Source organism: Ruegeria sp. CK1, assembly GCF_056536545.1.
This window is the reverse complement of the sequence record NZ_JBQFPX010000012.1, coordinates 1-12,493: the sequence shown is the minus strand read 5'-3', so window position 1 is coordinate 12,493 and position 12,493 is coordinate 1. Positions and strand designations below refer to the sequence as shown.

The window sequence follows — 12,493 nt, the reverse complement described above, 5'->3', positions numbered from 1 at the left end:
GAAACAATAAGCCCCGATTTCAGAAATCACATTGAAACAATGGAAGGTCAGTTTGTGCCCATAGCAAATGCAATTGGGTAAGTACGATGACTATTTCATTCAGACCAACAGATACGATCAACGCAGCGATTGTCGCGTTACATTCTTCTGCATCGAACGGTGCGCAATGGGGCCAACTGGCCACCGATCTGGAAGGTCGCTTCAAGGTTCATGCTTTCGATCTGCCCGGCTACGGCCAGGCCCCTTTGGTCGGCGATAGCTCTCAGAAAGGCGCGGCTGTTTCTGCGGTTCCCGTGATCCGGGAAATAGAGGCCATGGGCCGCGCGGTGCATCTTGTCGGGCATTCGAACGGCGGTGGTGTTGCCATCAAGGTCGCGCTGATGCGTCCCGATCTTGTGAAAAGCCTGACGGTCTATGAGCCCGCCGCGTTTCACTTTCTTAAGCACGGCAACGAGGTCAGCCAACAACTGTTCGGACAAATCCAAATGTTGTCCGGCATGGTGACGGCTGCCGCTGCCGATGGTGATGCCGCAGCAGGGATGCGCCATTTCCTGGATTTCTGGAACGAAGAGGGGTTCTGGGATGCGCTGCCCGTTTCCGCTCAAACCCGCTTTGCGCAGCAGATCACGTCGATCATGACAGATTTCGCCAACGGGTTTGCGGAAACCTGGGACTTGGCCGAGCTGTCCAGACTTGAGGTTCCCGCGCTGGTGATGACCGGCCTGGAATCTCCGGAGATCGCGCAACGCGCATCGGTGGCGATTGCCAAGGCGCTGCCAAATTCGCGAATCGCTCTGCTGCCAGAGCTTGGGCACATGGCACCGGTTTTCCAGCCCGAGTGGATCAACTCGAGAATTCTTGAGCACGTGGCCAGCGCAGAGCGGCCCGTCGTCAATATCAGCTGGCCCAAACGGCAAGCTGCATAAACCGTCCGCATTCGATGATGCGGCTTTCAATTCAACTACTGGGGAAAGACCAGAAAAACCACGAGGAATAAAAAAATGGGTATTCAAACTACAATCGACACAACAACGGACTTTGCAGCAATCAAGGCCAAGCAAAACGTGGCATGGGGATCCGGTGATTACAGCAAGGTCGGCGTTACACTTCAGATCACCGGTGAAGAACTTGCCGAGGCCATGGATATGATGCCAAGCGCCAAAGTGCTTGATGTCGCGGCGGGGAATGGCAACGCCACACTCGCCTTTGCGCGGCGCTTTTGCGATGTCACCTCGACCGACTATGTCGAAGCCCTGCTAGAGGCCAGCAGCCAGCGTGCAAAGGCCGAAGGTCTGTTCGTCTCATACAAGGTCGCAGACGCGGAAAAGCTTCCCTTTACGGATCAATCGTTTGACGCGGTCGTCTCCACGTTCGGGGTGATGTTCACACCGAACCAACAGCAATCAGCGGCAGAGCTTCAACGCGTCGTGAAATCTGGTGGCAAGATCGGTATGGCAAACTGGACGCCCGACAGCTTCATTGGCCAGATGTTCAAGACCATCGGTAAACATGTTCCGCCGCCGGCTGGCGTACACTCTCCGGCTTTGTGGGGAAGTCAGGACTGGGTCGAGGATGCTTTCGGTACCAAGTGCGATATCGTTTCGTTCCGGCGCAAGAACTTCATGTTCCGTTACAGATCGGCGGAACACTTTCTGGAGTTTTTCCGGACTTTCTATGGGCCGATGCAGAAAGCCTTTGATGCCTTGGATACGGAAGGGCAGGCGGCCCTGCGCCACGATATCATGGCACTGATCGAGAAATTCGACATCTCGACCAATGACGCGCTGTGCATTTCGTCTGAATATGCCGAGGTTATCGTCCAGCGCCGCTAAGGGAACGATGCGCTCACCGCTCTTGGGTCTTTGGACCAACGGGCGGTGAGAATTGTCTTTGTTTGACCAGTTTTTGAAAAGGGTTTTGAGATGGCTGAACGCACACTCTATGAGAAATACGGCGGGTTTTCGAAGATCAGCAAAGTCGTGATCTCATTCTACGACAGTCTTTTGGACAATGATGAGGTCGGACCCTTTTTCGACAATGTCGACATGAGCCGAATGGTCGATCATCAGACAAAGTTCATTGCTTCGCTTCTTGGCGGCCCGGCGTCCTACACGGACAATCAGCTGCGCCAGTTGCATTCCCACCTGAGCATCACGCATGCCCATTTCGATGAATTGGAAACGGTGTTGCAAGATGCTTTGGAAAAACACAACGTGGCAGCAGAAGACATAGCCGTTGTTGTTGCGGAATTCGGAAAGCGCCGCCCCCTGATTGTTAGGTAAGCCATGACTATTGAAGCCATCAATGAACAGCTGCTGCGCGCGATCGGCGTGGGTGTCGCACTATTGAACCGCGAAACGCTGCAATTTGGTTTCCGCAATGACACGTTCGATGAATGGTTCAGCGGCGACACCCCCTTGGATCACTTGCAACAGCTTTTTCCCGACCTGGATACAGATGCGGTTCAGAAAAGCCTGTTCGAGACGCGGCGATACACGTCCGAAATCAGTTTCAAGAAAAAACGCAGAACGCTGGTGATCGCGCTCGACTTTACCGTCGCGCATGATGATGTGCTGGTGCTTGTCTGTCAGAATATCACCCGCATCAAAGAGCTGGAGTCGATGATCGACTCTTATTCAATGATGGTGGAACGAAACACGCGTGAGCTGAAACGCGAAAAGGAGCAGGTTGAAAAGTTGCTCCTGAACCTGATGCCGCGCTCGGTCTATGAAGAGTACAAGACTTTCGGTGTGGTCACACCTCAGCTTTATGACCCAGTATCTGTCCTGATGCTCGACTTTGTCGGGTTCACGGAAATGGTCGCCTCGCAGGATCCAAGCGTTACCGTCACAGAACTGAACGATATTTACAGTGCCTTTGATCGCATCGGTGAGCAATTCAGCTGCGAACGCATCAAAACGATCGGAGACGCGTATATCACTGTGGCCGGTCTGCCCGATCCAACCCCTGATCACGCTAAGGCGATCGCGAATACGGCCATACGGTTCGTGCGTTATCTGAACCGCCGCAACCTCAGCCATCCGCATCAGTGGCGCTGTCGCATTGGATTGGCGTCTGGGTCAGTCGTTGGTTCGGTCGTCGGTATTCAGAAATACGTCTACGACATCTTTGGGCCGGCCGTGAACCTAGCATCCCGGCTTCAGGAGTTTTCGGAACCGATGCAGATCACTGTGCAGGACAAGGTTGCTCATGTTCTCAAAGAACAGTTCGTTCTTGAAGAAATTGGAACTCAACTGATCCGGGGATTTGGTGAGCAAGACGTTTGGCGCCTTTCCGACAATCCTTAGATTGGTTCATTTGACCCAGCCCCTTGATCTGGCCATTTAGATGTAGGGACTGTCTCTGTTTTTTCTCATGATTAGGCAGGCGAATTATGGTGGTTTTGTTGTTTAGTATCGAGCCAATCACACCGCGTTTTCCCTGGAAATAATGCAAGACGTTGGCCTGTTAGATTTCGAAAACCGTCAGTATCAGAGACGATTTTCCCGCCTCGCTAGGCATCAACATCGTTGACTCTACTCTCTTGTGTGCTTTATCGCTGGCGTCATGATCGGATCGTTCTTCGCATCGCAGAGCTATTATCCTCAGCTTAGATAGCTGCGGGTAATTCATCATTAGTTTTCCGCTGCCCCTAACAGCGGTCAAAAAACAATCGACCTTGTGCCGGGCGGCAAGTTCAAAGGTCGACAAATGAACAACAACAGAAGTCAAAACAAGTCGTTCGGCATCGTGGGGTTTGGTGCGTTCGGACAACTTGCAGCCTTTCATCTCGGTCAGCACTTTGAGATATCGGCTTATGATCCGTCCGCGGACGTTGCCAAGGTCGCGAAGAAACTCGGGGTACGTCTTTCATCAATGCACTCAGTATCGCAGTCTGATGTAGTCCTCATTTCGGCACCAGTGGCATCATTTGAGCGGGTTGTCAGCGAAATTGCAGCTGCTTGTAAACCTGGCGCGCTGATTGTTGATGTCGGCTCAGTAAAGGTAGGTCCCTCGGAAATCATGCGGCGGCGACTACCGAACCATGTAGACATAATCGCGACCCACCCCTTGTTTGGTCCTCAGAGTGCCACGACTGGTATTAAGGGTTTGAAGATTGCCGTCTGCCCCATTCAGGGAAGGCAACATGCCAGACTTGCTGCGTTTTTGCGCAAGACACTGGGTCTGACTGTCATCATGACGACGCCAGAAGATCACGACCAAGAAGCGGCAGTAGTCCAAGGGCTCACGCACCTCATCGCCAAAGTGCTTCTGAGAATGGGACCGCTGCCGACGCGCATGACCACCAAGAGTTTTGACTTGTTGTCTGAGGCGATTTCCATGGTTCAGCACGATGCGCCAGAAGTATTCGAAGCCATTGAGAAGGCCAATCCCTACGCAGAGACCGTGCGACGGCAGTTTTTTGATTTGGCCGCAAGTCTGAGTGTAGAGCTGGAGGCAGCATTCGATTACACCGCCGACAACAAAAGCGGACATTGATTAAGCGGCACCCAAGGGCAGCTTCGTCCGCACAGCAACCGTTCATCCGACTGCAGCGAACGTCTGCCTCGAGCCCAAAACGGTCGGTCGCTTCACCTATAGAATTAGGCATTCGGAAAAGGAAACACACTTCGACAAAATGGTGGCAGCCCTCCCAACGGCACTTTGTTTTAAGTGACTGGTTTCTGTTTCTATGTCAGGGTTGGAGTCGTGCGTAGCCGGTTTGTACCAAATGTGACTGAGGTATTGGAACAGGCTCTCACGCAAAAAACGATCGACGTCCGGCCCAGGGCGATTCGGGCAGGAATCAGACCCGGGACACGTTTAAGGCAATGATATTAGACACAACCGACTCCGAATTTATTCAGAACCCTTATCCGGTCTATTCCGAGCTGAGGGAAACGGATCCTGTACACTGGAACCCTAAAGGGTTCTGGTTTCTCAGCAGGTACGAGAATGTTCGAAGTTGTTTAAATGACAATCGCCTGAGCAACCGTCCGGCACCATTCGCACTAGTTCACGCCCGCAACAGGAACAGATTTGCGGCCGCTGACATCGCAAACAATCTAATAGCATTTTTAGATGCGCCGGAGCACTCCGAACGACGAAACTGGATTGCCAAAGCATTTGTTCAGAGCCAGCAAGAAAAAGCTGCAAAAATAGCAACGTTGGCGGAGCGCCTAGCAACAGAACTTGAGAATCAGTCGCAGGCCGATTTCATAACGTCGTTCGCGGTGCCATTCTCAAGCCGCGTGATCTGTTTTGTGATTGGCATACCCGAAACGGATGCGGCACGACTTGCCAGTTGGAGCGATGATTTCTTCAAGCTATTTCACGCGATACCGGACGCTGAAGAGTTTGCCGCCTTGAATGAAAAACTTGCAGAGTTTCGCCAATACATATTGGATTTGATCGAAGCGAAGTCGAAATGCCCCGGCGACGACCTGATCTCTATGCTGGTTTCATCAAACGGGCCGTCTGCTGACAGACATGAAATTGCTGATAATGTAATGCTGCTCGCAGCGGATGGTGTCGGCAACGTACAATCGGGTCTTTCCAATTGTGTACATGTTTTGATGAGTTACGATCCGGCCTGTGATTTTGCTTCTAAACCCTCATCGGTTCAGACCCAGGTCATCGACGAGTGTCTGCGGTTGGAAAGCCCCGGACAATATCAAGGGCGGATCACAAAAGTTCCGGTCGAATTGGGTGGAAAAACAATACGGGCCAGATCTATTGTACTGTTGGGGCTTGCCTCTGCCAATCGCGACCCGCTGGCATTTGAGAATGCTGACGCGTTTTTGCCAGAAGAAAAGCGCCAGCAACATCTCGCTTTTGGAAACGGGCCACACATGTGTCTCGGCAGCGCACTGGTTCGGCTGGAAGTTACAAAAGCGCTGCAGGTATTGTTTTCCCCCGAGCGAAGACTCTCGGCTGTCAGCCACAAGCGGCAATGGCTCTCCCGTCCCGGCCATCGCTGGTTAAAACGACTGCACGTAAATTTCGAGCGCATCAAATGACAGAACCTGATTTGTTTGCTCAAAAAACGATATCGACACTTCTTCGTTATCAGGCGGAAAAACGACCCGCGTCTCCTGCGATCATCACACCGGAAGGCGCAATTCTGACCTATGGGGACATTTTTGACGAAGTGCAAAGGCTGGGCGGATACCTGGAGCAATCGGTTCCGCAACAGAAAAACGCTCGAAGAACACGCTATGGTCTCGTCTTTCCAAACGGCGTCGACATGTCGGTGCTTCTTTTGGCGACTGCATGCAACGGCACTTCCGTACCTTTCAGTCCGAAACTAACAAAGACAGAGTACAAAAGCCAATTCGCGGCAACTGGTGTTGACATCCTGATTGTATCATCGGTTCAGGCGTCAGTCGCTAGCGAGGCCGCCGGAGAACTTGGCATACAGGTTGTTAAGCTGGAAAACAGACGCCAGATCGCCAGCAATAGGTCAGTACCTGAACGGACATCCGAACCAGCAGAGCATGATGTCAGCCTGATTCTAATGACGTCTGGTTCCACCGGCAAACCAAAGATCGTACCGTTGACCCATAGTAACGTGTGCCGATCCGCTTGTGATGTGGCCTTATCTTTGAGCCTAACGGAGAACGACAAATGCCTTGTCATGTGGGAACAATTTCACATTGGTGGGCTGGTTGATCTGTTGCTTGCGCCGCTTTGCGTGGGAAGCAGTTTAATCGCTGCAGGCAGTTTTGATGCAAGCCGGTTCTTCGAATTGCAACGCCGTCACAAACCCACCTGGTTTCAAGGCGTTCCGACAGCGTTTGCCGAATTGACATTGCAAGCAAAGCGCTCGGATCATAGAGATATCAATCCAAACCTGAAGTTTTTACGTGCTGTTGCTGCAGCTTTGCCTACTTCGCAGTTGGAAGATATCAAAAAAACATTTGGCGTCCCGGTCGTCCGAACATTCGGAATGACCGAAGCAAGCCCCCTCATCACAACAACCCCCGTTTCGATGGCAGATGACAAGCCTGGGTCTGTCGGCAAGACTGTAGGACCCGAAATCTCGATTCTCTCGGATGCCGGCACTCTTCTCGGTGCAGGCGAGACGGGACAGGTGGCGATAAGAGGAGAGAATGTATTTTCCGGTTACGAAAACGATTCAGAGGCCAACGATGCTGCCTTTCGTGACGGTTGGTTCCTGACTGGCGATCTTGGTCAACTCGACGAAGATGGCGATCTTTTTTTGACAGGACGCGCCAAGGAAGTGATCAACCGCGGTGGCGAAAAGATCAATCCAACCGAGGTCGACGAGGCCATTGTAATGTACCCGACCGTCGTAGAGGCAGCGTCTTTTTCGGTACCGCACACACGACTTGGGGAAGATATCGCCTGCGCGATTACAGTTTCGGATGAAACCGATGTTTCTGATCTGAAGTCTTTTTTGGCACTCAATCTGGCAGGTCATAAGATCCCGGGCCAAATCAGGATTTTATCGCAGCTTCCTAAGACATCGGTTGGCAAGGTCGACCGGATCGCCCTAGCTACGGAGTTTGCAGAAGAAAGAAACGGAAAAGGCGCGGATGAGAGGCCAGAAACGGAACTGGAAATTCTGTTGGTCGACATTTGGAAACGCGAACTCAGCCTCATGGAGGTCGGCATTGATGAAGACTTTGTCAGCGTCGAAGGCGACTCCTTGTCAGCAGTCCGTATACTGGTGGAGCTGGAGACCATTTTCGACAGACCTGTACCAGATGAAATTATCGACAACTTCACGACCATCAGGCGCATTGCCAAGGCACTTGACCGTCATGGCTTTGCTTTACGCAAGAAAGATGACGCAGTCTTGCAGAAAAGCAAAGCAAACACCACGGAGCGTGTTCTGTCTGAAACCGACGTGTTTTCCGGAACTCCCGAGGAAGCTTTGCGTCTTATTTCCCAGGCAACAGGTCGTTCCGACGTCGAACTAAAAGTCGATTATGTTTTAGCGCATTTACCGCCTGAAAAGGCCGCTGCTCAATTGGTCCATTTCAGTAAAGCAAGCCCGGGAAAAACGAGCGGCTTGGTCGGTCGGACGGAACGGGTTCGGCTGAAAAAGAGGCTGGTACGCAAAGTTAAGCGGGATATGGCCGTTATCAGCGATGTCCAAGGTGCGTTCGCATGGAAAAGCGAAGTGCTTTCTAGTAGTTCGATACTATATCAGGATCCGGAAACCGATACTACCGATAAGAACTTGATTGTGGGTTTCGCAGGCAACCGAATGCGGTTGTCCATGCCGACATTTCATTTCCTTGTTGATGTTGACCCGAGGAAAAACAGCTTCCTGCTGTTAATGGACCGTTCGCGCCGTCTGTTCTTTTGTGGCGCCGAAGGTGTTGGAAGGGATTTAACTGAAATTGCGAGTTACGTCGGTGATTTTGCCAAAACACGGGGTTACAGACGTGTTGTTGGAATTGGTCACAGCGGAGGTTCCTTCGGTGTATTGAATGCTGGGTTACTTGGAAATTTTGACGATGTCGTTTCTTCGGCCCCGACAAGTTTGAAAAAACATATCAATTGGTTGCCGGTTTTTGAGAAGTTTCGTGAGCAGCACGACCCTGAGACGATAAACATCAAGGTTGTTTACGGCAACAGCGATCAACAAAAGGAAAACTCTGCCGAAATGAAAAAATATATGCCGCACGCTGAGTTTATTCAGTATGAACATGCGTCAAAAGCAATTCTTCATTCCGCGAAAAAGCGAGGGGAACTCAGCGACCTGTTGAAAGCCTGGATGAGCATATGAATTTCGCAAGCGTCTGTATTGAACACGTACTGCGTCATGGCTCAGACCACTCGATGTTCACAATTTTCCAGAGAGGTGCGTGTTTTTTGCCGATCGAGATAAAGGAAGAATACTTTGGACAGAGAGTTTAGTACGTCCTTTCTGAGCGCCGTCTACCAGGGCATTTTGCAGTTGGGCGGCATGTTCAATGCACACTTGCATTTGGACCGGGCTGAAACACTGGACCTCACCCTCGATATTTTACGAGACAGCGAAAACGCAAGCGAGTTTTCTATGGCGATTGCACAAAAGCATGCCCTGATTCCACGCATACATTCCAGCACGTGCTATGACCCGGATGCACTGGAAGCACGCGTACAAGACTGCGTTACAAAAATGGCACGGCTTGGTACGACGCAAGCTCACAGTGTTGTAGACGTTACAACGGATCGTGTCGGACTGTCTGCCTTAGACCGTTTCTTGCGCATTGCTGACCTCTCGCAGTCGCAAATTGACTTTCGCGTAGGCGCGTATTCGCCTCTGGGGTTCCGCGATGACGAACCGGAGCGCTGGACCTTAATTGAGGAGGCAGCAGAGCGCGCGGATTTTCTTGGTGCCCTGCCAGAGCGAGATGACCAGATTGACTATCCAGACCACATTGGGTTTGACGAATGCTGTCGGCGCATTTTGGGACTCGCCTTTGCTCACAACAAACCGGTTCATGTGCATGTTGACCAGAAGAACCACGACCGGGAAAACCATACAGAACGCCTGATTAAAGTGGTCAGGGAGGGGAATTTTCTGACTGATGGCAAAGAGCCTCTAATCTGGCTGATCCATGTCATATCTCCTTCGAGTTATGACGATGTCAGGTTTGACCGCTTGGCGCGCGATCTTGCATCGCTCAACATTGGCGTCATTTGTTGTCCCTCGGCCGCAATCAGCATGCGCCAGCTGCGCCCTTTGAAGAGCTATACGCATAATTCCATTGCTCGCGTTCTAGAGTTGATCGAAGCGGGCGTGTTTGTAAGGCTGGGCACGGATAATGTGTGCGACATTACATCTCCGGCAGGCACATTGGATCTGATGGACGAACTGTTTGTTCTTTCAAACTCATTGCGCTTCTACGATGCAGAGTTTCTTGCGTATCTCGGCGCCGGGAAGAGGATACCGTCATCGGTCAGATCAAAGATAGCAAACCATTTAATCGAAGACTCGCAGCAATGCGAAATCGCATTGTCAGCTTACGAGCGTCTTTCAGAATAGTTCTCTGAATAGTCCTTCGTGAACTCACGACAAACGTCTTCCGGAATGAATCCGCTGTGTCCGCAATGCGGTCGTACGAGCAACTAGCAGCGAATAGCCGCTTCGAGCCCTGAGTCACGGATGCTGCAGAGCAGGCGAATGTCCGCTCTGCAATTCCTGTGAAGAATTTGGTAAGCTAATAGAAATTCGTTGTCTGCTTAACGCCGAGAGCAAACGGCGCACCGTCTGGATCACACAGGATGGGGCTATCGGCTTGAACGGTTTCATTATCATCCACCGAAGCCAGACGCGCCCCTTTGGTTTCAGCAGCACGGGAGGCATCGGAGACTGAAGCAACCTTGATGCACGGAACCCAAGATGCGTTTGAGGCAGTTGACCAAGTCGCGGCATGCTGGATTGCAACAAGATGGCCCTGAGGCCCGAGGAGAGTGAAGCAATCCTTGCCCCGCTCGGGAGAAACCTGCCATCCGAAGAGTTCGACGTAGAACGCTTGCGGAAAGTCATTCCCGTTGCTGACATACACTTCAGGGCCGAACTGCCTTTGCGGCATGGGGAAACTGTGCCGAGACAAAGAAATCCCCACTAGAGCACCGAGCGGATCGCGGACGAGCGCATTGCGACCGACACCCGGCACCTCGAATGGCTCCCGAACGATCTTACCTCCGAGTGTACCGACGCGGTCGATCGCTATGTCCACATCGGGGACTTTGATGTAAGAGATCCAGCCATTTTCCTGCTCCACGGGCGTCTCAATCAATCCCGCACCCGCTTCGTCACCGGAAAGGGCAAGGACGAAATCCTGCTCGCCGCCACCCCATGCAAAATCCGATGCCCGCTCGACTAAATATGTCCAGTTTGCGACGTGCTGGTAGAATGCCATCGAACACGCCCTGTCCGATGTGAAAAGGTCATGCCATACGAATTGACCTGCTTTCGACTGTGTCATCGTCTTACTTCCTGACGTCTTTGAGCTTTTTGACACCGCGGACCATCTTTCCGAACGCCTTGTCGCGCGACCTGCGTTCCGCAAGACTCGCGGAATTGAAGGCGTCTTCGGCCATGAGCTTGCGCCATCTGCTAAGACGACCGCCATCAAGAGCACCCTCATCGATAGCCTTCAGAACAGCGCATCCCGGCTCGGATTCGTGCTGGCAGTCCCTGAATCGACACCGCACGGCCAACTCCTGAATGTCGGCAAAGAGATCATTAATGCCGTCCGCTGCATCGGTGAGCTGCAATTCCCGCATACCCGGGGTGTCCAGTATCAGACATCCATTGGGCATCGCATGAAGCTCGCGCCGCGTTGTCGTATGCCGCCCCTTGGCGTCGTCCTCGCGAATAGATTGGGTCTCGATGGATTGGCTTTGTAGCAATGCATTGGCTAACGTCGATTTCCCAACGCCAGATGAGCCGAGAAACGCCACAGTCTTGCCGGGCCTGCACCAAGAAGTCAGTTTTGTCCGGGGTGCGTCTCCGCGGGCGTCAAGTGCGACTACATCGATCATGTCCGACACCGTGCGGGCCGTGTCGATGTAGCTTTGCGAGTCCGTCAGGAGGTCGGTCTTTGTGACGACGATGACAGGCGTGATCCCTGCCTCAAAAGTCAGAGCTGCATAGCGTTCCAGCCGGGCCACTTTGAAGTCCTGATTGCAGGACGTGACGATAAAGGCGGTATCAATGTTCGCCGCGATCAGTTGTTCCTGCCGGTCGGTTCCGGGCGCACGCCGTTTGATGAGGCTCGTGCGCTCTAGAACCCGACTGGATCGCGGGCGCGAAGGATCCAGCATCAGCCAGTCCCCGACAGTTACATCGGCTCTGGGAGGAAGTATCGTATCGATGCCGTCACCGAGGGCGTGCAGCCCATTGCGATGCACTTCGACAATTCGAACGGGCGGTGTCACCGACAAATCTTCTACGCTGATCTGCTGGGCGAAAAACGGTTGCCATCCCAATGCCTGAAGAGGGTTGAGGTCGGAGTGTCTTTCGGCGTTGCGTGCGCGAAGCGGAAGGAAGTCTGAGTAATCCTTTATCATAGGGAGTCACTTTCATGTCTCTGGCCCAAGTCTGATCTGGGCGCTGTCGGTGAGAAAAAAGTTTGCACATCAACGCGCACCGTCGGCCATAATGTGACGGTGTTTCTTCAGATGTTGAATGTGCTCCGGGAGGCGCGCTGCCTCCCTTCCTTACCGGGACATGAAATCTCCATTTCAGGTTATGTGCACATAGGATGAACGCGTGCACAACGCAACAGTTGACGGCTGATTTGGAACTCTTCTTCAGCTACCGTAGCGGCCATTCAACAGGAAAAAGACTATGTCAGCTTTGTCCGCAACTCGGTCGTTACCCCAATACTGTCGAACGTCCGTTGTTGTGACAACAGGCACAAATACAGCACCGACTGCAGTACAAATCGGGCAGACCACCGTAGACTTCAGTCATTTTGGCAAAGTAGCACTTCAAATCGACGCATAATACTCTCACCTAAAA

Annotated in this window: 10 protein-coding genes; 8 read left to right on the top strand and 2 right to left on the bottom strand. The window is 52.3% G+C overall.

The window, feature by feature from the left end; translation table 11 throughout:
• The first annotated feature begins 86 nt into the window (after nt 1–86).
• The 8 genes from ACR0L3_RS19070 (at nt 87) to ACR0L3_RS19035 (ending at nt 10,006) form a co-directional block, all read left to right on the top strand.
• Nucleotides 87–926: an alpha/beta fold hydrolase gene (locus ACR0L3_RS19070; protein ID WP_480747366.1), complete on the top strand. Its 840-nt coding sequence runs from the start codon at nt 87–89 to the stop codon at nt 924–926.
• Between the two features lie 75 nt (nt 927–1,001).
• A complete protein-coding gene (locus tag ACR0L3_RS19065; RefSeq protein WP_480747365.1) occupies nt 1,002–1,832 on the top strand; it encodes a class I SAM-dependent methyltransferase in 831 nt (276 codons plus the stop codon).
• A 90-nt stretch (nt 1,833–1,922) separates the two neighbouring features.
• Nucleotides 1,923–2,282 carry a group I truncated hemoglobin gene (locus tag ACR0L3_RS19060; protein WP_480747363.1) on the top strand — a complete coding sequence of 120 codons (360 nt, stop codon included), beginning with the start codon at nt 1,923–1,925 and terminating at the stop codon, nt 2,280–2,282.
• Nucleotides 2,283–2,285: 3 nt separating this feature from the next.
• Nucleotides 2,286–3,308, top strand: a complete 1,023-nt coding sequence (locus ACR0L3_RS19055) for an adenylate/guanylate cyclase domain-containing protein (protein WP_480747362.1) — start codon at nt 2,286–2,288, stop codon at nt 3,306–3,308.
• Between the two features lie 373 nt (nt 3,309–3,681).
• Complete coding sequence (locus tag ACR0L3_RS19050) at nt 3,682–4,500, top strand: prephenate dehydrogenase/arogenate dehydrogenase family protein (RefSeq protein ID WP_480747361.1); 819 nt, start codon at nt 3,682–3,684, stop codon at nt 4,498–4,500.
• A gap of 332 nt (nt 4,501–4,832) precedes the next feature.
• Complete coding sequence (locus tag ACR0L3_RS19045) at nt 4,833–6,020, top strand: cytochrome P450 (protein WP_480747360.1); 1,188 nt, start codon at nt 4,833–4,835, stop codon at nt 6,018–6,020.
• Nucleotides 6,017–8,761 (top strand): non-ribosomal peptide synthetase, encoded by a 2,745-nt coding sequence (locus ACR0L3_RS19040; protein ID WP_480747359.1) that lies wholly within the window; start codon nt 6,017–6,019, stop codon nt 8,759–8,761. The genes ACR0L3_RS19045 and ACR0L3_RS19040 overlap by 4 nt, the downstream gene beginning before the upstream one ends.
• Nucleotides 8,762–8,875: 114 nt before the next feature.
• A complete protein-coding gene (locus tag ACR0L3_RS19035; RefSeq protein ID WP_480747358.1) occupies nt 8,876–10,006 on the top strand; it encodes an amidohydrolase family protein in 1,131 nt (376 codons plus the stop codon).
• Between the two features lie 175 nt (nt 10,007–10,181).
• Here the strand turns inward: ACR0L3_RS19035 and ACR0L3_RS19030 are convergent, their stop codons facing one another.
• On the bottom strand, nt 10,182–10,952 hold the full coding sequence (locus ACR0L3_RS19030; RefSeq protein ID WP_480747357.1) for a VOC family protein: 771 nt from the start codon (nt 10,950–10,952) through the stop codon (nt 10,182–10,184).
• Between the two features lie 4 nt (nt 10,953–10,956).
• Nucleotides 10,957–12,039, bottom strand: a complete 1,083-nt coding sequence (gene rsgA / locus ACR0L3_RS19025; RefSeq protein ID WP_480747356.1) for a ribosome small subunit-dependent GTPase A — start codon at nt 12,037–12,039, stop codon at nt 10,957–10,959.
• Nucleotides 12,040–12,493 lie beyond the last annotated feature (454 nt).